Source organism: Allobosea sp. 10L422 (assembly GCF_056395345.1).
The window spans coordinates 180,937-203,728 of the sequence record NZ_JBFTJI010000009.1 but is presented as its reverse complement, the minus strand read 5'-3'; the positions used below and the strand labels follow the sequence as shown (position 1 = coordinate 203,728).

The following is a 22,792-nucleotide window of genomic DNA, read 5'->3' as shown; positions in this document are numbered from 1 at the left end:
CGTCTGGAAGGACGTTTCAGTGGGCTCCCGCACCTCCTGGAACATCCTTCGGGACTCGCCTTCGCCGCTCCTCAGGATGTGGGCTTGTATGGCCAACCGCCTTTACGCGTCCGGAGTCCACATGCGTTTTCTCTTCCTCGGTGACATCGTCGGCCGCCCCGGCCGGATCGCGGTTCAGGAGCGTTTGCCGGCACTGCGCGAGGCCTGGAAGCTCGACTGCGTCGTCATCAACGGCGAGAACTCCGCCGGCGGCTTCGGCATCACCGAGGCGATCTGCGACGAGATCCTCGCCGCCGGCGCTGATGTCATCACCCTCGGAAACCATTCCTGGGACCAGCGCGAGGCGCTTGTCTTCATCACCAGGCAAGATCGGCTGATCCGCCCGGCGAACTACCCGCCCGGCACGCCCGGCCGCGGCGCCACCGTGATCGAGGCGCGCAACGGGGCCCGCGTCCTCGTCGTCAACGTCATGGGCCGGCTCTTCATGGACCCACTCGACGACCCCTTCGCCGCAGTCGAGCGCGAGCTGGCCGCCTGCCCGCTCGGCGAGGTCGCCGATGCGGTTATCGTCGATGTTCATGCCGAGGCGACGAGCGAAAAACAGGCGATGGCCTATTTCCTCGATGGCCGCGCCAGCCTCGTCGTCGGCACCCACACTCACGCGCCGACCTCCGATACGCGCATCCTCCCGGCAGGCACGGCCTATCAGTCCGATGCCGGGATGTGCGGCGATTATGATTCAGTGCTCGGCATGCAGAAGGACGAGCCGGTGCGCCGCTTCCTGCAGAAGGTGCCGGGCGCGCGGCTGGAGCCGGCCACCGGCGAAGGCACGCTGTCTGGCGTCGCAGTCGATATCGATGATGCGACCGGTCTCGCAAAGGCGGTCTGGGCCGTGCGGGTCGGCCCGCATCTCAGCGAGGCCCTGCCCGGCTGGGCGCAGGGCTGACCCACAAGAGTCTGCGCGTCTCAGACTGCGCGGTGCTGGCGAACCAGATCATCGAAGGCGTGGTTCAGGCTCTCGGCTTGGCGGGACAGGGTGCCCGCCACGTCGAGCACGTCATGCACCGCCTTGCCGGCCTGCTGTGCGCGGTCGTTCAGGTGCACGATGGTTTCGGCGTTGGCCTGCGTGCCCATCGCCGCCTGATCGGCGCTGCGGGCGATTTCCTGCGTGGCGGCACGCTGCTCGTCGATGCTGGCCGCGACCGCGCCGGCGATGCCATTCACCTGGCTGACGAAGGCGACGATGCTCTCAATCGCCGTCACCGCCTCGCGCGTCGCCGCCTGCATGGCCGGGACCTGGGCCGCGATTTCGTCCGTGGCCTTGGCGGTGCGTGATGACAGCTGCTTCACCTCCGTGGCCACCACCGCGAAGCCCCGCCCGGTCTCGCCGGCCCGTGCGGCCTCGATCGTGGCATTGAGCGCAAGCAGATTGGTCTGGCTGGCGATCGTCTGGATCATCTCCACGACCGAGCCGATCGTCTCCGCCGAAAGAGCGAGACTCTTGACGATGGCATCAGTCTTCTGCGCCGCGACATGGGCCTCATGCGCCATGGTCGAGGCCCGCACCACCTCCGCCGCGACATGGTCGAGAGAGATCGACAGCTCGTTCGTCGCGGTCGCGACATTGCTGACATTGTCCGAAGCGCTGCCCGCCGCCCCCGCGGCCCGTTTGGCCTGCGCGCTGGTCTCGCCGACCACGTCCTCGACCGAGGCCGCGAGCCGCTCCACCTTGCCGGCGCTCGCATTCACCGCGCCGACAACCTCTCTCACCGTGACCTCGAACGCCTCGATCTGCTGGCGCGTGCGGTCGCGGTTCTCCTGCTGGACGACGGCATAGGTCTCGAGCAGCAGCTCCAGGTCGAGCTGGGTCGCCTTGGAGAGCGCCGTGCGCGTCGCGATCCGCCGGTCGAGCTCGCGTCTCTGCCAGAAGCTCGACAGCCCCATCATGCTCTGCCGGTCGAGCCCGAGCTCGACGATGATCGCGTTCGAGACGATCGCGTGGCAGATCACCACCGCATAGATCGGCACGCCATGGTCGTGAAAGGCAGTCGCCAGCTTCCGCGCCGACTCGATGTAACCCTCCCGAAGATCGCCGGAAGCGAGCCTGATCCAGTGCGTCAGCCGCCGCTCGTGGACGTCCGGCCGGCGCAGAGCCTGCGCAATTTCCGGCCAGGGCGCGAATTGCTCGTGCAGTTCCTCAAGCAGTTGCGGCAGCCGGTTGCGCGCGAAGCCCGACAGCGAAGCGAGAAGCTCGATATCCTCGTTGAAGATCCGGAAGGCGCGAAAGCGGTGTTCCTGCGCGGCGATGGAGTTGGATGTCACTGGTTCACGAGCTTGAAAGATGACGGCGTGGCGCACCGGCATGTTGCTCGGCCATGGCAAAGAATGGCTTAACGGCCGCTTCGCCGTCGATCTCGCCAACGAGAGCCCACTGGCGCTTGCCTGTCCCGGAAATCGGCGCCTATAAGGCCGTTCCGATCGCCCCGGCGCGCCGCGGGCGGTGTTTCCATGGTTCCATCATCTCAAAGGGCAGCGAGTCCCCATGGCCGGCCATTCACAGTTCAAGAACATCATGCACCGCAAGGGCAAGCAGGACGCGGTGCGCTCCAAGCTGTTCTCGAAGCTGGCCCGCGAAATCACCGTCGCCGCCAAGATGGGCATGCCCGATATCAACATGAACCCGCGGCTGCGCATGGCGGTTCTCGCCGCCCGCGCCGAGAACATGCCGAAAGACAATATCCAGCGCGCCATCAACAAGGCCGCCGGCGGCGAAGGCGATAACTACGACGAAGTTCGCTACGAAGGCTACGGCCCGGGCGGCGCCGCCGTCATCGTCGAGGCGCTGACCGACAATCGCAACCGCACCGCCTCCGCCGTCCGCTCCTACTTCACCAAGGCCGGCGGCGCGCTCGGTGAGAGCAACTCGGTCTCCTTCATGTTCAACCGCGTCGGCGAGGTCAGCTATCCACCGGAGGCCGGCGACGCCGACAAGGTCATGGAAGCTGCGATCGAAGCCGGCGCCGACGATGTCGCCTCGGACGAGAGCGGCCATGTCATCACCTGCGCCTTCGACGCGCTGAACGAAGTTTCCAAGGCGCTTGAAGCTTCGCTTGGCGCCCCCGCCTCGGCCAAGCCGGTCTGGCGGCCGACCACGACCGCCCCGCTCGACGAGGAAAAAGCGGCATCGATGATGCGGTTGATGGAAGCGCTCGACAATGACGACGACGTCCAGAACGTCTTCGCCAATTTCGAGATCGCCGACGACATCATGGCCAAGCTCAGCGCCTGATATCAGCCTGCGTCATTCTCGGGCTTGACCCGAGAATGACGCGCCGGAAAAACGCCCGCACCTCCTCGTCACGAGATGCTCGGGTCAAGCCCGAGCATGACGGCCTTCATCGCCCGATCAGCGCATCCCAGAGCGGCAGGCTGATCAGCGCGCTCAGGAAGATCACCAGATAGGCGCCGCGCCGGAAGCTCTGCTCCGAGGCGAGGCGGAAGCCATGCGTGCCGGCCCACAGCCCGATGCCGTAGACCGCGAAGAGCGGCACCGCCATCAGTAGCGCGCCGAAGATGAGAATGCCCTTCCACCACAGCACGGCGCCGCTGATCAGCGTGGAAACGCCGAAGAAGGCCTGCATATTGGCCCGCGTCTTGTGCCGGTCGTTGCGCTGGGCGCCAAGCCAGAACACCGCGAGCGGCATGCCGCCGATCGAGGCCATGCCATTGAACAGGCCCGACAGCGCGCCCACCCCGAGCGAGAGCGGGATCGTCGGGCGCCCGTGATAGCGCCAGCCCGAGGCCATCAGCCCGACGGCGGCCAGCACCAGCGCGGCCAGCAGCCAGCGCATGGTTTCGCGGTCGAGCCAGATCAAGAGCCAGATGCCGGCCGGCAGGGCCAGGGTCGCCGTCAGCAGAAGCGGCAGGATCTCGCTCCATTCAGCCCGCCGGGCGCTTCTCGCCGCGATCGGCAGGGCGAAGGGCAGGTCGATGAACCAGATCAGCCCTAGCGCCGCCACCGGCCCGAGCACCATCGAGGCCAGCGGCATGAACACCATCGCGAAGCCGAAGCCGGTGAAGCCGCGCACCAACCCGCCGAGGAGCGTCGCTGCGAGCAGGACGGCGATGCCGTCATAGGTCAGGCCGGGCATGAAGGCGGAGAGGCTGAAAGGCATGGCGTCGCATATGAGTAAGGCTGACCCGGCGAACCATGCCCGCCACGCTCCGGCAAGAACAACTTTCCTTTTTGATGCGATCGATGAGCGGAATTCATCCCCGCTCAAGTTCCGGGCGGGACAAATCCGAAACATCCGTTAGCTTGAGCCCGTCATGGCACCCGCGATTCGCATCATTGGCATCGACCCCGGCCTTCGGAAGACCGGCTGGGGCGTCGTCGTCTCGGAAGGCAGCAAGCTCTCCTTCGTCGCCTGCGGCTGCGTCGAGAGCGACGGCAGCCTCCCGCTCGGCGAACGCCTCCGGCAGCTGCACGAGGGGCTGCACAAGATCATCGCCGCGCATCGCCCGCATGAGGCAGCTGTGGAAGAGACCTTCATCAACCGCGATCCGCAATCGGCGCTGAAGCTCGGCCAAGCCCGCGGCATCGCACTGGTCGTGCCCTCGCTCGCGGGGTTGAGCGTCGCCGAATACGCCGCCAACCTCGTCAAGAAGACGGTGGTCGGTGTCGGCCACGCCGACAAGAAGCAGGTGCAGGCGATGATCCGCGTGCTGTTGCCCAAGGCCGAGACCCGCTCGGCCGACGCGGCTGACGCGCTCGCCGTCGCGATCTGCCATGCCCAGCATCGCGGCATGAAGGCATTGGTCGCGCAGATGCGCGCGGCGGGTTGAGAGTGGCGGCCGGGGGAAAGACACGATGATCGGCAAGCTCAAGGGCCTGATCGATTCCTATGGCGAGGACCACGTCATCATCGACGTGCAGGGCGTCGGCTATGTCGTGCAGTGCTCGGCGCGCACTCTCCAACGCCTGCCCAAGCCGGGCGAGGCGGCGGCGCTCTCCATCGAGACCCATGTCCGCGAGGATGCGATCCGCCTCTACGGCTTCATGTCCGACGTCGAGCGCGATTGGTTCCGGCTGATGCAGGTGGTGCAGGGCGTCGGCGCCAAGGTCGCGCTCGCCATCCTCTCGACGCTCGATCCCGGCAGCCTCGCGACCGCCATCGCCACCAACGACAAGGCCGCGATCGCCCGCGCGCCCGGCGTCGGCCCCAAACTCGCCCAGCGCCTCTGCGCCGAGCTCAAGGACAAGGCGCCGGCCTTCGGCCATATCGACCCCGGGGTCGTCCAGCTTTCGGGCGCACTCGAAGATAGGAAGCTGCCGCAGCCCATCGCGGACGCCGTCTCGGCACTCGCCAATCTCGGCTATCCTCAGGCCCAGGCCGTGGTCGCCGTGGCCGCTGCCGCCAAGGCGGCCGGCGACGGTGCCGGCACGGCCCAGCTGATCAAGCTGGGTCTGAAGGAACTGGCGAAGTGAGCGCACCGCCCGACGAGCTGGAACTGCGCATCGTCACCGACAAGACCGAGCTGTGTCGCATCATGCTGGCGAGTTGGGGCTCGCACAGCATGATGATCGACCTGCATGTCTATGACGTCGCCGAGATCGACGCGCTCGGCTTGTTCGAGCCCGATGGCAGGACGGCGGCATTGGCGAGCTGGACGGCGAGAGGCGACACCGCCTATCTCTGCGCGCTCCATTCGCTCCGTCCCGGCGAAGGCGTGGCGATCCAGATGCTCGACGCCGTCATCGCGGCGGCACGGGCGGCGGGCGCGAAGAAGCTCAAGGCGATGCTGACCAACGACAACATGCCCGGCATGACCTTCTACCAGCGCCGCGGCTTTCGCCTTTCGGGGCTTTATCTCGAAGCCATCGACGCCTATCGCTCGGTCGTGCCGACGATCATCAAGACGGGATACAAGGACATTCCGATCCACGACGCGCTCGAACTGGAGATGGCGCTGTGAGCGACCCCAAGCGCTCCGGGTTGCTGACGGCCGAACGCCGCGACGACGACAGCGAAACCTCGCTGCGGCCGCTCTCGCTCGCAGATTTCACGGGCCAGGCGGCAGCACGCGCCAATCTCCAGGTCTTCATCAACGCCGCCAAAAGCCGGGGCGATGCGCTCGACCATGTTCTCTTCGTCGGGCCGCCCGGCCTCGGCAAGACGACGCTGGCGCAGATCGTGGCGCGCGAACTCGGCGTCAATTTCCGCTCGACTTCGGGGCCGGTCATCGCCAAGGCCGGCGACCTCGCCGCCCAGCTCACCAATCTCGAAGAGCGCGACGTGCTCTTCATCGACGAGATCCACCGCCTCAACCCGGCCGTGGAGGAAATCCTCTATCCGGCGATGGAGGACTACCAGCTCGACCTCATCATCGGCGAAGGCCCGGCGGCGCGCTCGGTCAAGATCGACCTGCCCAAGTTCACGCTCGTCGGCGCCACCACCCGCGCCGGCCTCCTGACGACGCCGCTGCGCGACCGCTTCGGCATCCCCATTCGCTTGCAGTTCTACACGGTCGAGGAACTGCAGGGCATCGTCGCCCGCGGCGCCCGCGTGCTCGGCGTGCCGATGTCCGACGACGGCGCCAACGAGATCGCCAAGCGCTCGCGCGGCACGCCGCGCATCGCCGGACGGCTGCTGCGCCGCGTACGCGATTTCGCCATCGTCGACGGCGACCCGATCGTCACCCGCAAGGTCGCCGACAAGGCGCTGTCGCTGCTCGACGTCGACGCCATCGGACTCGACCAGATGGACCGGCGGTATCTCACGACCGTCGCGATCAATTTCGGCGGCGGCCCGGTCGGGATCGAGACGATCGCGGCTTCGCTCTCGGAACCGCGCGACGCGATCGAGGAGATCATCGAGCCCTTCCTGCTCCAGCAGGGCTTCATCCAGCGCACGCCGCGCGGGCGGCTGCTGACCCCTCATGCCTTCCGCCATCTCGGCATGCCCGAGCCCTCACGCGAAGCGGCGCAGTTCGGGCTGTTCGGAAACGACGAGGACGAGGCGTGAAACGGCTCCTTTGGAATTTCGCGCTCGCGCTCGCCCTGACCGGCCTTTTCGCTGTCCTGGCGGTTTCGGCCAGAGCCGGCGACGATGTTCCGCGCGGGCCGGTGGAAGAAGGCTACGCCATCACGGCCAAAACGCTCGCAGCCAAGGGCAAGGCCCCGCCGCCGGCCTGGCGGCCGCCCCACCGTGACAAGCTGATGAGCAAGAGCCTGGCCGCGCTCTTCGCCCGCGACGACCTCTATCAGGATGAAAGCGGCGATATGGGCCAGATCGGCGCCGACCCCTTCCTCAACGGCCAGGATGGCGAGATCAAGAAGCTGAGCTTCGACACGATTCCCGTCGCGGCGGGCAAGGCGACCGTGCTGGCCAATTTCCGCAGCTTGGGCAAGCCCGTCACCGTCCAGTTCCAGGTGATCAGGGAGAATGGCGGCTGGCGCATCGACGACATCGTCAACCGTTTCGAGGGCAAGGATTATTCGATCCGCGAACAGCTTTCGCAGCCCTATGACTGCGGCTCCTTCATGAACAAGCCCTGCAAGCGCTGAGTGCTCGCAGGGCCTGAGACAACCGCGTCACCGGAACGCGCCGACTGATCAGCCGCTACGGCGCGCCATTTTCGCGCGCATCATGGCGGGGCGAGCACCGGCATCCTTGAGCGCGCCGGATTTCGCGGCCTTGGGATTCTCGACCGGCCGCATGCCCTTGCCGGCGGTGCGGCTCTTCGGGCGCTCCAGCGCGCTCTGGCGCTGCTTCAGGGCGAGTGCCTTGCGGGCGAGGCTGCGCTGGCTCGGCGCGCGCAGTTTCTCGGCCCGGCGGGTCTGCTCGGCCCCGACGCGCTTCAGCGCCACCGTCAGCGCATCGGCCTTGGCCTTGGTGCCCTGATTGTCCGAAGCCGGCCGCGTACCTTGCGGCGGCGCCTTGCCGCGGAACTCGCGGCGCTGCTGCCGGGCGATGTCTCGCGCGCGGTCGCGCTTCTCGCGCAGGATACGTGCGAGATCGCGCAGCCCGTCGTCCTTTTCGCCTGAAAGCTTGCCGCGCCGCGTGCGCCCCACAAGATCGAATTCGGATTTGTCGAGAAGTCGTTCGAGTGCCTTGGCCGATAACGACATGGATATCTCCGTAGCGTTGTTCCCCCGCCCCCGATCATGCGCCAGGCCACGCTTTTGTTCCCGCGGGTATTTGCTCGCGATGCGTCTCGCCTATATGCCGGCCTCCATGACCAGCCCCCATCAGATCACTGTCCGCGTCTATTATGAAGACACCGATTTCTCGGGCGTGGTCTACCATGCTTCCTATCTGCGCTTCATGGAGCGCGGGCGCACGGAGCTGATCCGCGCGCTCGGCATCGAGCAGCGCGAACTCTTCGACGGCGAGACCGCGCTGGGCTTTGCCGTGCGCAAGATGACGATCGACTTCCTGCGCCCCGCCGTGATGGATGACCTCCTCACCATCGAGACGCGCTGTGTCGTAGCGCGTGGCGCCACCATGGATCTGGAGCAGCGCGTGCTGCGCGGCGAGGAGGAGCTGATCACCGCCGGGGTGACTGTCGCCTGCGTCGGTGGCGGCCGGGCGCGGCGCATACCGGACGGCCTGCGCAAGCGCCTGATGCTCGACGTCTGACGATGCCGCATCCGCCCATCGACGCGGGGCCCGCCCGCATGTTAGCGCTCTTAACATGAGCTGGAAGCGCGACAGACCCGAAACGCCCCGCGGTTATCACCATGGCAACCTCAAGGAGGAACTGGTGCGGGCCGCGCTCGGGCTGATCGGCGAGAAGGGGCCGAACGGCTTCACCTTCGCCGAGGCCGCGCGCATGGCCGGTGTCAGCCCGGCCGCGCCTTATCGCCATTTCCGCGACCGCGACGAATTGCTGGCCGATGTCGCGGCGCGTGGCTTCCAGGCCTTCGAGGCCGCCCTCGCCCGCGCCTGGGATCAAGGCCGGCCCGATCCCGAAACCGCCTTCCACCGGCTGGGGCGCGCCTATCTCGCCTTCGCCCATGATGAACCGGCTTATTATTCGGCGATGTTCGAGGCGGGCGTGCCGCTCGATGCCAGCCCCGAGCTGCGTGCGGCGGCCGATCGGGCCTTTGCCGGTCTGCGCCAGGCGGCCGAGGCGCTGATCGCTCAACTGCCGCAGGGCGAGCGCCCGCCAGCCCTGATGATGGCACTGCATGTCTGGGCGATGTCGCACGGCGTCGCCGCCCTGTTCGGCCGCGCCGATGGCGGGCGCCGGCCCCTGCCGATGTCGGCGGCCGAGCTGCTGGAGGCCGGCATGCTGATATATCTCCAGGGCCTCGGCATCGGCCGCAAAGGCGCCGCCAAGCCCGACTAATTCTTTTCCGCGGGCCGACTTCTTGACAACCGGCAGTGTCGCGCGCATTTATGTAAATGTGATTTACATTCACGTCTTGTCATGAGAGGGAGCAATGCCGATCGTCGAGAAGTTGGACGAATATGGGAAGGGAGCCTGGATCGCCCTCGCGGTTCTCGGCTTCATCATGTTCTGGCCCCTGGGTCTGGCGACCCTGGCCTTTCTTTTCTGGAGTGGACGCATGGGTTGTGGGTACGCAGGAGACCGTTACGAGCACCGGATGAACCGCCTGCAGGACAAGATGGACCGCATGCGCGAGCGCATGGCCGGTCGTGACGGTCGCGGTTTCGGCGGCTTCGGCGGTTGGGGCCGCGGCGGCCCCTCCAGCGGCAACCGCGCCTTCGACGAGTACCGCGCCGAGACGCTGCGCCGGCTCGAAGACGAGCAGCGCGAGTTCCACGACTTCCTGGGCCGCCTGCGCATGGCCCGCGACAAGGCCGAGTTCGACCAGTTCATGGCCGACCGCCGCAACAACCCGCCGGCCAATCCTCCGGCCCAGCCTGACGCTGCCTGACGCGGCAGTTGAGCCGAGCCTCTATCCCGCCCGCCCCGGTCCGCCGGGGCGGGCTTTTCTTTTCGGCCGCGGCTTCGTCGCAACCATTCGCCAGGCGCCGGCGCGGCCGGACACGTCTCCTCGCCCAGGCAGTTCGGCCTGCCCCGCCCCCGGGGCAGGCGGCCCATGCGACCAAGACGCTATTTGAGCGTGATGTAGAAGGCTTCCTCGAAGCTGAGATCCACCATGTCGCCGCGCTTGAACTTCTGCAGCCGCGCCTTCACGGCAGGGTCGACCACGGTGATCGAGCGCGGACCGAAGGGGCCGACATAACTCACCACGCCGCTGGCCGCATCGAAGCGCTCGAACTTGGCCGTCAGCGTCACCGATCGGGCGACGAACCGCTCCGGCAGGTTCTGGAAAGTCGAGCTGGCTCCCATTTCCGTATAGGTGATCCCCGGCTTGGCCCCTCGCCGGTTCGGCCTGACCTCGACGACCACACCTTCGACACGGCTGATGTCGACCGAGTCGCCTTCCCGCAGATTTTCGAGATTGCCGAACACTGGCGGGACTTGAACAAGCCACCTGTAGCCGCGCTGCTCGACCGTTACCTCACGGTTGGGCCGATCGATCGACACGACACGGACATTGAGGCGCTCGATCTCGACGGGACCGACGCCTGCAACGATCACGGTTTGGCTGGTAACTTCGGGGTAGGTGGCGCAACCCGCCAGACCCGCCGCGATTGAAATGGCAACAATCAGACCAATGTGCTTCGACATAGGAAACCTCTCCGCTGAAAAAAGGCAACTCCGGGTCAATGCTGGTGTCTTGTCGCGGATGAATTCCGCGACGACAGTCGTAGAGCGTTCCGAGATAAGTTTCAGCCCCGATTCTTGCCTGTCGTGATTGCGGCCGCGCCCACCCGGGGCTCGGCGAACTCCGAGGGGCCGATTCGGCCCTGCCGGCCGAAGGGCGTCTCGGATGGCGCCGGCGGACCGCGCTCAGGGCGGATCGCGCGCCGTTTCCGGACATGTTCGCCGGGCCTTGTCTTCAGAACCCGCGTGCGACATCTGCAGGGAATGCTGGCCGCTACTTGCGGCGCAGCAGCGGAATCAAGCGCTCACGCCGTGATTGACGAGCGCTCCCCATCGCCGCCGGGGCCCGTCATCGCAGCATCGCACGGGGCGTATACCCGACATTAACCTTGCCGGATGCTTAACTCCTCTTGGAGCATGCGTTTCGTGGGAAACCCCGTTTCGGCCCATCTTTCGCCGAATTCGCGCGCGATTGACGGGGTACGGCATTTCCCCGATCGCGAAACGGGCGGCGGCGTGGGTCTCCTGCGACGCGAGCGGCGGGGTTTGGAGCCGGGGCTATGAGCCTTGCAGGTTCGGGCTACCGGCGTACCGCCTGGTTGAGAAGGATGACAGGATGAACCCCGCCGACGTCGCGCAGGCCGCGCCACAGATCGACATGTCGTTCTGGACGCTGTTCTGGCATGCCCACATCGTCGTCAAGCTGGTGATGATGGGCCTGATCGGCGCCTCGATCTGGTGCTGGTCGATCATCATCGACAAGACGCTGCTCTATCGGCGCACGCGGCGCGACATGGACGCCTTCGAGGAGGTGTTCTGGTCCGGCCGCTCGCTGGAGGAGCTCTATCGCGACCTCGCCGGCAAGCCGGTCAACGACATGGCTGCGGTCTTCGTAGCCGCGATGCGCGAGTGGAAACGATCCTTCGAGAACGGCGGCCGCTCCGTCGCCAGCCTCTCCCAGCGTATCGACAAGGTGCTCGACGTCACCATCCAGCGTGAGACCGAGCGGCTGGAATCGAAGCTCCTGGTGCTCTCCACCATCGCTTCGGCCGCCCCCTTCATCGGCCTCTTCGGCACGGTCTGGGGCATCATGCACTCCTTCACCGCCATCGCGGTCTCCAAGAATTCCTCCCTCGCAGTGGTCGCGCCCGGCATCGCCGAAGCGCTCTTCGCCACCGCGATCGGCCTCTTCGCCGCAATTCCCGCGCTGATGGCCTACAACAAGCTCCAGGCCGAGGTCGCCAAGGCTCAGGGCCGGCTCGAAGCCTTCGCCGACGAGTTCTCCGCGATCCTGTCGCGGCAGATCGACGAGCGGATGGCGGCGTGAGGGGCTGAATCATGGGCATGTCCGCCGCTACAGCCGCGAAGGGCGCCGGCCGCCGGGGCCGCCGCGGGCGCCGCCACGGCGCCATCGCCGAGATCAACATGACGCCGTTCATCGACGTCATGCTGGTGTTGCTCATCATCTTTATGGTCGCCGCGCCGCTGATCGCGACGGGCGTGCCGCTCGATCTGCCGCAGACCGGCGCCAAGCCGATCAATGTCGATCAGAAGCCGATCACCATCGCGATCGACAGCAAGGGGCAGATCTTCCTGCAGGACCAGCCGACGCTGGAGCCGGACCTTGTCAGCAAGCTGCAGGGCCTCGCCAAGCAGGGCTTCGACGAGCGCATCTATGTGCGCGGCGACAAGCAGGTGGATTACGGCCGGGTTGCTTCGGTGATGTCGACCATCACCTCGGCCGGCTTCAAGCGGGTCGCGCTGGTCACCGAGCCGGCGAGCCGCTGAGAGCGACGAGAAGTAAGGATGTTCAGGGCGTGAAGCTTACGACCTCCGAACCTGGCATGCTGGTGTCGGCGCTCGGCCACGTGACGGTCCTCGTCGCGGGGCTGCTGGCGTTTTCGGCGCCGACGCCGCTACCGGAGAACGAGGAGGCGATCGCCGTCGAGATCATCGATCCCAACGCGCTGAATCAGATTACGCGCGGCGAGCGCAGCGCCGAAAAGGTGCAGGCGCAGCCGACGCCGCGCGCCGAGCGCCAGTCCGACGTCGTCGAGCGCAAGGAGGCCGGCGAGGCCAAGACCGATACGCCTGCCCCGCCCTCGCGCCCGCCCGAGCTGAAGGTCGCCGAGGACAACGCCTCGACGCCGCCGCCGCCGGCCCGCCCGGTCGAATTGCCGAAGCCCGAAACCAAGCCGCCGGAGCCCGCCAAGCAGCCCCCGCAGAAAAGCGAGGCCGCGGCCGCTCGCGAAGCCGAGCAGAAGCGCGAGGAGCTGGCGAAGCTCGCCGAGGAGGCTGAGCTCGCCTCCAAGGCGAAGCAGGCCGAGGAGGCGGCGAAGGCCGCCGCCAAGGCCAAGGCGGAGGCCGAGGCCCAGGCTGCCAAGCGCGTCGCCGAAGCGAAGGCCAAGGCCGAGGCGCTCGCCAAGGCCGAAGCCGATAAGCAGGCCAAGGAGAACGCGGAAGCCGCCGCCAAGGCGAAGGCTGAGGCCGAGCAGAAGGCGAAGCTCGCCGCCGAAGCCAAGGCCAAGCAGGAGGCCGAGGCCAAGGCGAAGAAAGAGGCGCAGATCGCCAAGAACTTCAATGCAAGCGACATCGAGCGTCTGCTGCAGTCGAAGGAGAAGGCGCAGTCCTCTGGTTCATCGGCACCGCAGGTCAATCGCACCGCCTCGCTCGGTACTGAACGCGGCGCCGCGCAGAAACTCAGCCCCTCGCTGCGGGCCCAGCTCGTCGGCATCATCCAGGACCAGTTGCTGAAGTGCTGGAACGTGCCGATCGCGCTCGCCAACGCCCATGGCAACGGCAACATCGTTCCGTCCGTGCGGATGAAGCTCAACACCGACGGCTCGCTTGCCGGCCAGCCGGGCGTGATCAACTCCTCGTCCGACCCGCTCTTCCGTGTCGCCGCCGACTCGGCGCTGACCGCCACCCGCCGCTGCGCGCCTTTGCGCATTCCGGCTCAATTCGCCGCCTATTATGACGACTGGCGCGACGTCGTCGTCAATTTCGACGCAAGGGACGTCATGTGACCCCGATGATCGACATTAGCCCCCTCCCCTTCCTGACGGCCGCGCCGACGCGCCGCCGCCTCCTCGCCACAGCCGGCGCCGCCCTGATGGTGCCCGTCGCGGCCAAGGCCGAGCTCGTCATCGACCTGCGCGGCGGCGCCTTCCAGCCCATGCCGATCGCCATCGCCGATTTCGCCGGCGACGGCGGCGTCCTCGTCTCCGGCGTGATCACCAACAACCTCAAGCGCTGCGGCTACTTCACGCCGGTCGACAAGAGCCGCTTCCCGGAACCGAACCCGCCCTTCGACTCAGCACCCCGCTTCGACGCCTGGAAGGCCAGCGGCGTGCAGGCGCTCGTCACCGGCCGCGTCGCGCGCGAGGCCGGCCGCATCCGCGCAGAATTCCGGCTCTGGGACGTCGCGACCGGCACGCAGACCGACGGCCAGCAATACTTCACCGACCCGAGCAATGCCCGCCGCGTCGGCCACATCATCTCGGATGCGATCTTCAGCAAGGTCACCGGGCTCGGCGGCTTCTTCGACACCCGCGTCGTCTTCGTCGACGAATCTGGCCCGAAGGAGACGCGCCGCAAGCGCCTCGCCATCATGGACCAGGACGGCGCCAATGTGCGCTATCTCACCAATGGCGATACCTCGGTGGTGACGCCGCGCTATTCGCCGGTTTCGCAGGACGTCACCTTCATGTCGCAGCGCCAGGGCGAGCAGCCCCGCGTGCAGGTGTTGAACATCGAGACCGGCCAGCGCCAGATCGTCGGCAACTTCCCCGATATGAGCTCGAGCCCGCGCTTCGCGCCCAACGGCCAGCGGGTCGTGCTCTCGCTGCAGCAGGGCGGAAACGCCAATCTCTACGCCATCGACATCGGCTCGCGCTCGACGACGCGCCTGACCTCGACGGCGGCGATCGACACCTCGCCCTCCTACGCTCCCGACAGCTCCCGCATCGTCTTCGAGAGCGACCGCGGCGGCCAGCAGCAGCTTTACGTGATGTCGTCCGGCGGCGGCGACGCCCAGCGCATCTCCTTCGGCCAGGGCCGCTATTCGCAGCCTTCATGGTCGCCGCGCGGCGACCTCATCGCCTTCACCCGCCAGGGCAGCGGCGGCTTCGCCATCGGCGTCATGCGTCCGGACGGCTCGGGCGAGCGCATCCTGACCGAAGGCTTCCACAATGAAGCCCCCAACTGGGCTCCGAACGGCCAGTACCTGATGTTCTTCCGCGATCCGGGCGGACAATCCGGAGGGAAGCTTTACATGGTGGACATCACCGGCCGCGTCGAAGTTCCCGTCCCGACCCCGGCCTTCGCCTCCGACCCGACCTGGTCGCCGCTGCTGAGCGGCCAGCGCTGAAGCCAAAGCGAACGCCGCATCCGTTCTTCGCAAGCCGCCCGGCCTACGCCGGGCGGCTTTTTGATAGGGCGGTGGAAGGGGGAGCCCGGCGCAGCGGACGTCCGAATTGGATAGGGAGTTGACATTGCGGTGCTCCCCGTATGCACAAACTCCTGCCGGGCTTGGCCGGCAGGAGTGTTCGAAAGCGCGCATACTCGACAGGGACGATGATCGCCGGTGCCGTCGTTGCCTACTGCCCTTCGTGCGACCGCATGGCCGCGTCGATCTTCTCCTTTACCGCAGAAAGGTTGAAAGAGGCGGGTGCTTGCATGGGCGGAAACTCGATTGCGGTTCGCGCTAGGTCCGCCACCCGCTCCTGCACCTGCACGAAACGCCAAAATTCGCGCGCCATGAAGTCGTTCATGTAGCCGCCAGCCGCATTATTCAGCGTCTCGCCGCGGATCGACGGCGTCCGCTCGAAGGGATCCCAACGCAGGTTGACGATCGTCGGGAGATCAGTTGTCACCTTTTCACCGGGCCAGCCATATGGTTGCTGCATGAACTGAAACTTGAAGTCATCGATACGAATAGCGCCGAGATTTGCCTCGGAGAAGTAGAAGATCTCATGCCGCTTCGACGGGCCGGCAGCGGTCAACACATCCATCTGGTTGTAGCCGTCCAGATGGTTCTTGTAGCTCCGGTCGCCGAGCTGCACGCCGCGGAGAAGCTGCTCGGTGATATTCGGGTTTCCCGCAGCGGCCGCGAGCGTTGGCAGCCAGTCAAGGCCGGAGAAGATGCCGTTCTCGACCGTGCCTGGCTTGATCTTGCCTGGCCAGCGAATGAGGCAGGGCACACGGAAGCCGCCCTCATACGCGGTCCCCTTGGTGGCACGGAACGGCGTCATGCCGCCATCCGGCCAGGTGAACACTTCCGCGCCGTTGTCAGTGCTGAAGATGACGATGGTGTTGTCGGCAACGCCGATATCAGTGAGGTGCTTGAGCAGGTCGCCGACGTCGTCGTCAAGCTGCGCCATGCCCGCCTCTTCCAGACCGAGACCGCTCTGCGGGGTCATCTTCGCTTGATACTTCTGGGACAGATACGTGAAGATGTGCATGCGCGTCGTGTTATGCCAAATGAAGAATGGCTTTCCGGCCTGCTTCGCCTGGTCCATGAAACGCTTGCTGTTCTCGACCAGCACAGCATCGAATGTCTGCATATTGTACTTGGCTGGCCGACCCTTTTGCCAGTTCTGGTGATCAGCGCCCATCTCGGGGAAAGGTGGGAGCGGTCCTTCGTCCACGATCCGCTGTTTGCCGATCTTGCCCCAGCGCGGCATCACGGTGGGGTCGTCAGTATCGGTCGCGTAGGAATGTACGATGTTGCGCGGTCCGTACTTGTCGATCCAGTCCTGAGGATAACTGAACCAGTATGGATCCGACATAGCGTCGAGATGGTACAGGTAGCCGAAGAATTCGTCGAAGCCGTGCAGCGTTGGTAGATATTTGTTCAGGTCGCCCAGGTGGTTCTTGCCGAATTGTCCCGTCGCGTAACCCATTGATCTCAAGACGGTCGCTACCGTAACCGACTGTTCAGGCATGCCGACATCCGCGCCCGCCTGCCCCACGGTTGTGAGGCCGGTACGCAGCGGTATTTGTCCGGTGATGAAGTTGGCACGGCCGGCCGTGCAGCTTGCCTCCGCATAATAGTCGGTGAAGCGCATCCCCTCGGCGGCAATCCTATCCAGGTTCGGCGTTTTGCCGGCCATCATGCCCTGGTGATAGGCGCCGATGTTGAACCATCCGACATCGTCTCCCATGATGAACAGGATATTCGGCTTTTGGCCCGCCGCTTGCTGTGCCTGGGCGGTTCGAATTGAGGTGGCAGAGCCAAGAGCCGAAGCGGCGGCAATCGCGGTGCTGCCAAGCAGCAAGTTGCGACGATCGAGCAGGCGGATTTCCGGCTGAGAGCCGGTGTCTTCTTCCGGGGTGCGCGACATTTGATGCTCCCTCTTCACAAGATATTGAACCTCATGGTGCTGGGACGCTTACCGAGACAAAATGTTAGGAATCGACCAGGCAATACCGGGGGTGAAGCATCCCGTTGCGGCTATGCATCTTCGGAAATTCTGCTCAGGTTCGAGTATTCTAGCGCAGCGTGGCGGAAGGCGATTAAGCTAAGGTGCTCCCAGGGCAGCGAGCGCGCGCTGTTGCACGTCCGACTTTCCAGGAATTGGTGCCCGCCGACACGCACTCTCACGTTAGGGTTGATCGTCGCAGGATACTCCTGTTGCCGCCCCCCATCAACGCGTGGAGTTCGGCGGCGACTGACAGGGCAACAAGCCGCCTGACCTGATCTGGGGAGGGAGCGCCGCGACGATCTTCGTTCGCGCCTGGGAACCGTACTCTGGCCCAAGAACTCCTATTCTGGCTCCGTCAGGTACGCTGCAAATCGGATTGTCTGAACGCGGCCGTCCTAAACGCCAGAAAAGGGCCAAACCCGGTCGCCAGATACCGGTCTTTCAAATGTCTCAGATGGATTGGGAGCGGATGCGCCCCGGCCGATGTTCACGGCCGGCTTCCAGCGATCTCGAAAACCTGCTCCGACCGCCTGTGTCACCGAGGCCACAGCCGGGCGCACAAAGATCTTTCGCCATGATTGGTTAACCATACGCCGCAATGCCGCCACTTCGCCTTGTTCTGGCAAGGTCTCGTTTAGGTTGACGCTTCATTGATGGGAGCCACGCGAAGCCCTCTTCGAAGCGCGCCGCCACAAATTTTGATCGCCCGGAGTTCAGCCATGATGACCACTCTCTTCGCCGGCGGCCGTTCCGTCCGTTTCGCCGCTGCCATCGCCGCCACACTCGCGCTCGGCGCCTGCGCCAAGGACCAGAACGCCGACGCCTCGGGCTTCGGTGCCGGTGGCGCCGCCACGCCGGGCAGCGCGCAGGACTTCGTCGTCAATGTCGGCGACCGCGTCTTCTTCGAGACCGACTCGACCGACCTGACCTCGACCGCCACCGCCACCCTCGACAAGCAGGCCGGCTGGCTGCAGCGCTATCCGCGCTACACCTTCACGGTCGAGGGCCACGCCGACGAGCGCGGCACCCGCGAATACAACTATTCTCTCGGCGCCCGCCGCGCCCAGACGGTGCGCGACTACCTCGCCTCGCGCGGCATCCAGGCCAACCGCATGCGCACCATCTCCTATGGCAAGGAGCGCCCGGTCGCGGTTTGCAACGACATCTCCTGCTGGTCGCAGAACCGCCGCTCCGTCACGGTGCTGGACGGCGCCGGCGGCGCCCCGGGCGTCTGATCACGGCCTGAGCTGCATAAGAAAAAAGCCCCGGACGGCAACGTCCGGGGCTTTTCCATTATTGATGCCCGCATTCTCGGGCGGAGCGAAGCGCGGAGCAGAGAATTTCCAGCAGGACAAAACTGCGGAGCCTTCTTCGCTCGGAGATGCTCCGGTCAAGTCCGAGCACGACTCATGTTCATCAGCCCGCAACAGTCGGAAGCAGGCTCTTCGCGACGCCCTCGATCCGCTCGGCCGCTGCGACCAGGGCTTCCGCCGCGCGGTCCTCGACCTCGCTCAGGCGCTGGTCGGCTGCGCCCGCATCGCCCTGCGTCGCGGCGAGGTCGGATTCGATCTTCGCCAGCCGCTGCTTCAACTCATGGACCTCGTCGGCGACCATCAGCGCGGCCATGACATGCAGCCGCATGTCGCCGATCTCGCCGAAGGCCTGCCGCATCTCGCCGATCTTCTCGTCATAGAACTGAGCCAGCCCTTCGAGATGGGCTTCTTCGCCCTCGCCGCATGCCATGCGGTAGGCCTTGCCGGCGATCATGACGTTAACTTGCGGCATTCGTCCTCCTGCCTTCCGCTTTAGCTCGCCTCGTGCTCGGGTTCGGGCTCTGCCGGCTGCTGCGCCTGCACCCGCTCGATCACTGCGCTGATGACGTTCATCGCCCGCAGCAACCGCTGGTCGACATCGGCGGCCGCAGTCTCGACATGGCCGAGCCGCGCCATTGCACCGTCGAGATCGGCCGCGAGCCGTGCCCGGTCGTCCTGCATCAGCGCCAGCTCGGTTTCGAGATTGCCCCGGCCGCGTTCCGCCTCGATCCGCCGCCGCGCCGCCGCCTCGAGCTGCCCCAGAGCGCTGTCGAGGCGCGCCAGCGCATTGTCCAGCATCAGGCTCGCCACCATCGTTCTCCTTTCAGACCGAAGCCGGCTCACACGATTCGTGCCTGAATTTACAGCAAAATGCCGGAAAACAGGAATCGGTCTCAAGCTGCGGAATCGCGCCCCTACAAGGGCTTGCCCGCCGCGGCTGACGCGCCATCTGCGGAAAACCGCGGCAAAGCGGCGCCTGCGACCCTGAAAGCCTTCCTCCGCGAATTGACTCGAAGGGAGCGCCGGGCCTAATCCACCCGTCCTTTCCAAGCTCGCCAAAAGCGGCTGCAAGACTGCCTTCCCTCCTCACCGGCCTGCTGTCGCGCTGGCCGGCCCCGGCCCTCCCGCCCGCCCGACGGAGCCCTGTGAGACCATCATGACCAGCATCGACCGCGCCCAGCACGACAAGCTCGCCAACGCCATCCGCGGCCTGGCGATGGACGGCGTCGAGAAGGCCAAGTCCGGCCATCCCGGCCTGCCGATGGGCGCCGCCGACGTCGCCGCCGTGCTGTTTACCCGCGTGATGAAGTATGACGCCGCCGATCCGCGCTGGCCGGACCGCGACCGCTTCGTGCTCTCGGCCGGCCATGGCTCGATGCTGCTCTACGCCCTGCTCTATCTCACCGGCACGCCCGGCATGGAGCTCGACGACCTCAAGAAGTTCCGCCAGCTCGGCTCCGTCACGCCCGGCCACCCCGAGAATTTCGAGACCAAGGGCGTCGAGACCACAACCGGCCCGCTCGGCCAGGGTCTGGCCACCGCCGTCGGCATGGCGATGGCCGAGCGCATGCTCGCCGCCGAGTTCGGCAAGAAGGTCGTCGACCACCACACCTATGTGCTGGCGTCCGACGGTGACCTGATGGAGGGCATCAGCCAGGAGGCGATCGCGCTTGCAGGCCACCAGAAGCTCAACAAGCTCATCGTCTTCTGGGACGATAACGGCATCTCGATCGACGGCCCGCTGACCATCACCGACAATGTCGACCAGGTCGCGCGCTTCAAGGCCTGCGGCTGGCGCTCCGAGCGCGTCGACGGCCATGACCCCGACGCCATCGAGGCTGCGATCCGCCGCGCCCAGAAGTCGAACAAGCCGACGATGATCGCCTGCAAGACCATCATCGGTTTCGGCGCGCCGCATAAGCAGGGCACCTCGAAGGCCCACGGCGAGGCGCTGGGCGCCGATGAGCTCGCCGCAGCCAAGAAGAACCTCGGCATCACCGGCGGCCCCTTCGACGTTCCGGCCGATGTTCTGAAGGCCTGGCGCAGCTACGGCATGGCCGGCCATCTCGCCCATAAGGACTGGCTCCTCCGCTTCGGTGCGCTCTCCGAGCGCAAGCGCGGCGAGTTCGAGCGCCGTCTCGGCCACACGGTTCCCGCCAAGCTCGACAAGGCGATCCTCGCCCACAAGAAGGGGCTGATCGCCGCGCCGCAGGCCGTCGCGACCCGCAAGGCCTCGGAGCTGGCGCTGGAAGCCATCATTCCGGTCATGCCCGAGCTGGTGATGGGCTCGGCCGACCTGACGCCCTCGAACAACACCCGCACCAAGGCGGCCGAGGACTTCACGCCGAAGACCCCGAAGGGCCGCTATGTCCGTTACGGCATCCGCGAGCACGGCATGGCCGCCGCGATGAACGGCATCACCCTGCATGGCGGCTTCCGCACCGCCGGCGGCACCTTCCTGGTCTTCGCCGACTATGCCCGCCCGTCGATGCGCCTCGCCGCCCTGATGGGGCTGCCGGTCATTTATGTCATGACCCATGACTCGATCGGCCTCGGCGAGGACGGCCCGACCCACCAGCCGGTCGAGCAGGTCGCCTCGCTGCGCGCCATGCCGAACATGCGCGTCTTCCGCCCGGCCGACGCCATCGAGACGGCGGAAGCCTGGCAGGCAGCGCTGGAACACACGGACGGGCCGACGGTGCTGGCACTGTCGCGCCAGAACCTGCCGCAATTGCGCACCGACGCCTCCCCGAAGAACCGCTCGGCTACAGGTGCCTACGAACTGCTCGCGGCCGAGGGCGGCAAGGCCCAGGTCTCGCTCTTCGCCTCGGGCTCCGAGGTCGAACTCGCCGTCGCCGCCCGCAAGCTGCTTGCAGAGAAGGGTGTGCGTGCGCGCGTCGTCTCGGTGCCCTCGCTCGAGCTGCTGCTCCAGCAGGACGAGGCCACCCAGGCAGCGATCATCGGCTCGGCGCCGGTCAAGGTCGCGGTCGAGGCCGGCGTCCGCTTCGGGTGGGATGCGGTGATCGGCCATGACGGCGCATTCGTCGGCATGCACTCCTTCGGGGCGAGCGGCCCCTACAAGGACGTCTACAAGCATTTCGGCATCACGGCGGAAGCCGTCGCCGAAGCCGCGTTGAAGCAGCACAACGCCTGATTCTTCGGGCGAAAAGCTGAGTTTCCCAACAGAGGCCTTGCGTTCGGCCATGCTTTGGCCGAATTGCCCGCGTGGATAGCGACGGCTCACGCCGGTTCGCTCGGCGAAGGAGAGGAAGAGATGACGGTTAAGGTGGCGATCAACGGCTTCGGCCGCATCGGGCGCAACGTTCTGCGCGCGATCATCGAGTCGAAGCGCAAGGACATCGAGGTCGTCGCGATCAACGATCTCGGCCCGGTCGAGACCAACGCCCATCTCTTCCGCTTCGACTCCGTCCACGGCCGCTTCCCCGGCACCGTGACCGTCTCCGGCGACACGATCGATGTCGGCCGCGGCCCGATCAAGGTCACCGCGATCCGCGACCCCAAGGACCTGCCCCACAAGGCGCTCGGCGTCGACATCGCGCTGGAATGCACCGGCATTTTCACCACCAGGGAGAAGGCGGCCGCGCATCTGGCGGCCGGCGCCAAGCGCGTGCTGGTCTCGGCCCCCTGCGACGGCGCCGACCTCACCGTCGTCTACGGCGTCAACCATGGCGAGCTCAGCAAGGAGCACCTCGTCGTCTCCAACGCCTCCTGCACCACGAACTGCCTCGCGCCGGTCGTGCGCGTGCTTCATGACGCCGTGGGCATCGACAAGGGCTTCATGACCACGATCCATGCCTATACCGGCGACCAGCCGACGCTCGACACCATGCACAAGGATCTCTACCGCGGCCGTGCCGCCGCGATGTCGATGATCCCGACCTCGACCGGCGCCGCCAAGGCGATCGGCCTCGTCATCCCCGATCTCAAGGGCCGCCTCGACGGCACCTCGATCCGCGTTCCCACCCCGAACGTCTCGGTCGTTGACTTCAAGTTCCTCGCCAAGCGCAAGACCTCGGTCGAGAAGATCAACGACGCCATCATCAAGGCGTCGAAGCGCGGCGCGCTGAAGGGCATCCTCGGCGTCACCGACCAGCCGAACGTTTCGATCGACTTCAACCACGACTCGCATTCCTCGACCTTCGCCCTCGACCAGACCAAGGTCATGGACGACAAGTTCGTGCGCGTGCTGTCCTGGTATGACAACGAGTGGGGCTTCTCGAACCGCATGAGCGACACGGCCGTCGCCATGGGCGCCCTGCTCTGATCCATCACTGAAGCGGGGCCGTGCCGCCCGTGGCGCGGCCCCGCCATTTCCGCCACGCTACGGAG

24 protein-coding genes are annotated in these 22,792 nt (G+C 66.2%); 17 read left to right on the top strand and 7 right to left on the bottom strand.

All coding sequences use genetic code 11. From position 1 onward, the window contains the following. Positions 1–121 precede the first annotated feature (121 nt). Complete coding sequence (locus tag AC1DEZ_RS18750) at positions 122–946, top strand: TIGR00282 family metallophosphoesterase (protein WP_476780354.1); 825 nt, start codon at positions 122–124, stop codon at positions 944–946. A gap of 20 nt (positions 947–966) precedes the next feature. Here AC1DEZ_RS18750 and AC1DEZ_RS18745 read toward each other — a convergent pair whose 3' ends face one another. Then, positions 967–2,322, bottom strand: a complete 1,356-nt coding sequence (locus AC1DEZ_RS18745; RefSeq protein WP_476780353.1) for a methyl-accepting chemotaxis protein — start codon at positions 2,320–2,322, stop codon at positions 967–969. Between the two features lie 220 nt (positions 2,323–2,542). Here AC1DEZ_RS18745 and AC1DEZ_RS18740 point away from each other — a divergent pair, with 220 nt between their 5' ends. After that, the gene (locus AC1DEZ_RS18740) at positions 2,543–3,289 is read left to right on the top strand and encodes a YebC/PmpR family DNA-binding transcriptional regulator (RefSeq protein ID WP_441510184.1); all 747 of its coding nucleotides are present in this window, start codon (positions 2,543–2,545) and stop codon (positions 3,287–3,289) included. Positions 3,290–3,395: 106 nt separating this feature from the next. Here AC1DEZ_RS18740 and AC1DEZ_RS18735 read toward each other — a convergent pair whose 3' ends face one another. After that, complete coding sequence (locus AC1DEZ_RS18735; RefSeq protein WP_441510185.1) at positions 3,396–4,175, bottom strand: sulfite exporter TauE/SafE family protein; 780 nt, start codon at positions 4,173–4,175, stop codon at positions 3,396–3,398. 154 nt (positions 4,176–4,329) lie between these two features. On the opposite strand from AC1DEZ_RS18735, the gene ruvC reads away from it, so the two are divergent. Genes ruvC through AC1DEZ_RS18710 form a run of 5 tightly spaced genes read left to right on the top strand, consistent with a single transcriptional unit; the run spans position 4,330 to position 7,567 of the window. Then, complete coding sequence (gene ruvC, locus AC1DEZ_RS18730) at positions 4,330–4,845, top strand: crossover junction endodeoxyribonuclease RuvC (protein ID WP_476780352.1); 516 nt, start codon at positions 4,330–4,332, stop codon at positions 4,843–4,845. Between the two features lie 25 nt (positions 4,846–4,870). Next, positions 4,871–5,488, top strand: coding sequence for a Holliday junction branch migration protein RuvA (gene ruvA, locus AC1DEZ_RS18725; RefSeq protein ID WP_441510187.1), 618 nt, complete (start codon positions 4,871–4,873; stop codon positions 5,486–5,488). Beyond that, positions 5,485–5,976 carry a GNAT family N-acetyltransferase gene (locus AC1DEZ_RS18720; protein WP_476780351.1) on the top strand — a complete coding sequence of 164 codons (492 nt, stop codon included), beginning with the start codon at positions 5,485–5,487 and terminating at the stop codon, positions 5,974–5,976. Before ruvA ends, AC1DEZ_RS18720 begins: the two co-directional genes overlap by 4 nt. Beyond that, entirely contained in the window at positions 5,973–7,025 is a 1,053-nt protein-coding gene (gene ruvB / locus AC1DEZ_RS18715; protein WP_476780350.1) for a Holliday junction branch migration DNA helicase RuvB, read from the top strand. The genes AC1DEZ_RS18720 and ruvB overlap by 4 nt, the downstream gene beginning before the upstream one ends. Then, positions 7,022–7,567, top strand: coding sequence for a DUF3828 domain-containing protein (locus AC1DEZ_RS18710; protein ID WP_476780349.1), 546 nt, complete (start codon positions 7,022–7,024; stop codon positions 7,565–7,567). Before ruvB ends, AC1DEZ_RS18710 begins: the two co-directional genes overlap by 4 nt. A gap of 48 nt (positions 7,568–7,615) precedes the next feature. Here the strand turns inward: AC1DEZ_RS18710 and AC1DEZ_RS18705 are convergent, their stop codons facing one another. Then, the gene (locus AC1DEZ_RS18705; protein ID WP_476780348.1) at positions 7,616–8,131 is read right to left on the bottom strand and encodes a hypothetical protein; all 516 of its coding nucleotides are present in this window, start codon (positions 8,129–8,131) and stop codon (positions 7,616–7,618) included. Between the two features lie 106 nt (positions 8,132–8,237). Between AC1DEZ_RS18705 and ybgC the strand changes: the two genes are divergently transcribed. The 3 genes from ybgC to AC1DEZ_RS18690 all read left to right on the top strand — a co-directional run bounded on the left by ybgC (position 8,238) and on the right by AC1DEZ_RS18690 (position 9,907). Next, a complete protein-coding gene (gene ybgC, locus AC1DEZ_RS18700) occupies positions 8,238–8,642 on the top strand; it encodes a tol-pal system-associated acyl-CoA thioesterase (protein ID WP_476780347.1) in 405 nt (134 codons plus the stop codon). A gap of 55 nt (positions 8,643–8,697) precedes the next feature. Further along, on the top strand, positions 8,698–9,354 hold the full coding sequence (locus AC1DEZ_RS18695; protein WP_441510195.1) for a TetR/AcrR family transcriptional regulator: 657 nt from the start codon (positions 8,698–8,700) through the stop codon (positions 9,352–9,354). A 94-nt stretch (positions 9,355–9,448) separates the two neighbouring features. Continuing rightward, positions 9,449–9,907: a DUF2852 domain-containing protein gene (locus AC1DEZ_RS18690; protein ID WP_441510196.1), complete on the top strand. Its 459-nt coding sequence runs from the start codon at positions 9,449–9,451 to the stop codon at positions 9,905–9,907. Positions 9,908–10,086: 179 nt separating this feature from the next. Here AC1DEZ_RS18690 and AC1DEZ_RS18685 read toward each other — a convergent pair whose 3' ends face one another. Then, on the bottom strand, positions 10,087–10,668 hold the full coding sequence (locus tag AC1DEZ_RS18685; RefSeq protein ID WP_476780346.1) for a hypothetical protein: 582 nt from the start codon (positions 10,666–10,668) through the stop codon (positions 10,087–10,089). 652 nt (positions 10,669–11,320) lie between these two features. Between AC1DEZ_RS18685 and tolQ the strand changes: the two genes are divergently transcribed. From tolQ to tolB, 4 genes are all read left to right on the top strand, one after another. After that, positions 11,321–12,031 (top strand): protein TolQ, encoded by a 711-nt coding sequence (tolQ, locus tag AC1DEZ_RS18680; RefSeq protein ID WP_441510198.1) that lies wholly within the window; start codon positions 11,321–11,323, stop codon positions 12,029–12,031. 11 nt (positions 12,032–12,042) lie between these two features. Further along, positions 12,043–12,492 carry a protein TolR gene (gene tolR, locus AC1DEZ_RS18675; RefSeq protein WP_441510199.1) on the top strand — a complete coding sequence of 150 codons (450 nt, stop codon included), beginning with the start codon at positions 12,043–12,045 and terminating at the stop codon, positions 12,490–12,492. Positions 12,493–12,521: 29 nt separating this feature from the next. Beyond that, positions 12,522–13,730 (top strand): cell envelope integrity protein TolA, encoded by a 1,209-nt coding sequence (gene tolA / locus AC1DEZ_RS18670; RefSeq protein ID WP_441510200.1) that lies wholly within the window; start codon positions 12,522–12,524, stop codon positions 13,728–13,730. An 86-nt stretch (positions 13,731–13,816) separates the two neighbouring features. Continuing rightward, entirely contained in the window at positions 13,817–15,073 is a 1,257-nt protein-coding gene (tolB, locus tag AC1DEZ_RS18665; protein ID WP_476780370.1) for a Tol-Pal system beta propeller repeat protein TolB, read from the top strand. A gap of 229 nt (positions 15,074–15,302) precedes the next feature. Here tolB and AC1DEZ_RS18660 read toward each other — a convergent pair whose 3' ends face one another. Beyond that, entirely contained in the window at positions 15,303–17,048 is a 1,746-nt protein-coding gene (locus AC1DEZ_RS18660) for an arylsulfatase (RefSeq protein WP_476780345.1), read from the bottom strand. An 803-nt stretch (positions 17,049–17,851) separates the two neighbouring features. On the opposite strand from AC1DEZ_RS18660, the gene pal reads away from it, so the two are divergent. Then, positions 17,852–18,364, top strand: coding sequence for a peptidoglycan-associated lipoprotein Pal (gene pal / locus AC1DEZ_RS18655; RefSeq protein ID WP_441473018.1), 513 nt, complete (start codon positions 17,852–17,854; stop codon positions 18,362–18,364). Positions 18,365–18,545: 181 nt separating this feature from the next. Here pal and AC1DEZ_RS18650 read toward each other — a convergent pair whose 3' ends face one another. Next, positions 18,546–18,914: a cell division protein ZapA gene (locus AC1DEZ_RS18650; RefSeq protein WP_476780344.1), complete on the bottom strand. Its 369-nt coding sequence runs from the start codon at positions 18,912–18,914 to the stop codon at positions 18,546–18,548. A gap of 20 nt (positions 18,915–18,934) precedes the next feature. After that, entirely contained in the window at positions 18,935–19,255 is a 321-nt protein-coding gene (locus AC1DEZ_RS18645) for a DUF4164 family protein (RefSeq protein ID WP_441510204.1), read from the bottom strand. A gap of 343 nt (positions 19,256–19,598) precedes the next feature. Here AC1DEZ_RS18645 and tkt point away from each other — a divergent pair, with 343 nt between their 5' ends. Together tkt and gap are read left to right on the top strand one after the other, a co-directional pair. After that, positions 19,599–21,596, top strand: a complete 1,998-nt coding sequence (tkt, locus tag AC1DEZ_RS18640; RefSeq protein WP_476780343.1) for a transketolase — start codon at positions 19,599–19,601, stop codon at positions 21,594–21,596. Positions 21,597–21,716: 120 nt separating this feature from the next. Continuing rightward, positions 21,717–22,727 carry a type I glyceraldehyde-3-phosphate dehydrogenase gene (gene gap / locus AC1DEZ_RS18635; RefSeq protein WP_441472912.1) on the top strand — a complete coding sequence of 337 codons (1,011 nt, stop codon included), beginning with the start codon at positions 21,717–21,719 and terminating at the stop codon, positions 22,725–22,727. The last annotated feature ends 65 nt before the right edge of the window (positions 22,728–22,792 follow it).

Bases quoted from the DNA above. Each gene is read 5' to 3' on its own strand.
- AC1DEZ_RS18750 (WP_476780354.1), top strand. From the start codon at position 122: ATGCGTTTTCTCTTCCTCGGTGACATCGTCGGCCGCCCCGGCCGGATC.
- AC1DEZ_RS18740 (WP_441510184.1), top strand. From the start codon at position 2,543: ATGGCCGGCCATTCACAGTTCAAGAACATCATGCACCGCAAGGGCAAG.
- AC1DEZ_RS18735 (WP_441510185.1), bottom strand. From the start codon at position 4,175: ATGCCTTTCAGCCTCTCCGCCTTCATGCCCGGCCTGACCTATGACGGC.
- ruvC (WP_476780352.1), top strand. From the start codon at position 4,330: ATGGCACCCGCGATTCGCATCATTGGCATCGACCCCGGCCTTCGGAAG.
- ruvA (WP_441510187.1), top strand. From the start codon at position 4,871: ATGATCGGCAAGCTCAAGGGCCTGATCGATTCCTATGGCGAGGACCAC.
- AC1DEZ_RS18705 (WP_476780348.1), bottom strand. From the start codon at position 8,131: ATGTCGTTATCGGCCAAGGCACTCGAACGACTTCTCGACAAATCCGAA.
- ybgC (WP_476780347.1), top strand. From the start codon at position 8,238: ATGACCAGCCCCCATCAGATCACTGTCCGCGTCTATTATGAAGACACC.
- AC1DEZ_RS18695 (WP_441510195.1), top strand. From the start codon at position 8,698: ATGAGCTGGAAGCGCGACAGACCCGAAACGCCCCGCGGTTATCACCAT.
- AC1DEZ_RS18690 (WP_441510196.1), top strand. From the start codon at position 9,449: ATGCCGATCGTCGAGAAGTTGGACGAATATGGGAAGGGAGCCTGGATC.
- AC1DEZ_RS18685 (WP_476780346.1), bottom strand. From the start codon at position 10,668: ATGTCGAAGCACATTGGTCTGATTGTTGCCATTTCAATCGCGGCGGGT.
- tolQ (WP_441510198.1), top strand. From the start codon at position 11,321: ATGAACCCCGCCGACGTCGCGCAGGCCGCGCCACAGATCGACATGTCG.
- tolR (WP_441510199.1), top strand. From the start codon at position 12,043: ATGGGCATGTCCGCCGCTACAGCCGCGAAGGGCGCCGGCCGCCGGGGC.
- tolB (WP_476780370.1), top strand. From the start codon at position 13,817: ATGGTGCCCGTCGCGGCCAAGGCCGAGCTCGTCATCGACCTGCGCGGC.
- AC1DEZ_RS18660 (WP_476780345.1), bottom strand. From the start codon at position 17,048: ATGTCGCGCACCCCGGAAGAAGACACCGGCTCTCAGCCGGAAATCCGC.
- pal (WP_441473018.1), top strand. From the start codon at position 17,852: ATGACCACTCTCTTCGCCGGCGGCCGTTCCGTCCGTTTCGCCGCTGCC.
- AC1DEZ_RS18650 (WP_476780344.1), bottom strand. From the start codon at position 18,914: ATGCCGCAAGTTAACGTCATGATCGCCGGCAAGGCCTACCGCATGGCA.
- AC1DEZ_RS18645 (WP_441510204.1), bottom strand. From the start codon at position 19,255: ATGGTGGCGAGCCTGATGCTGGACAATGCGCTGGCGCGCCTCGACAGC.
- tkt (WP_476780343.1), top strand. From the start codon at position 19,599: ATGACCAGCATCGACCGCGCCCAGCACGACAAGCTCGCCAACGCCATC.
- gap (WP_441472912.1), top strand. From the start codon at position 21,717: ATGACGGTTAAGGTGGCGATCAACGGCTTCGGCCGCATCGGGCGCAAC.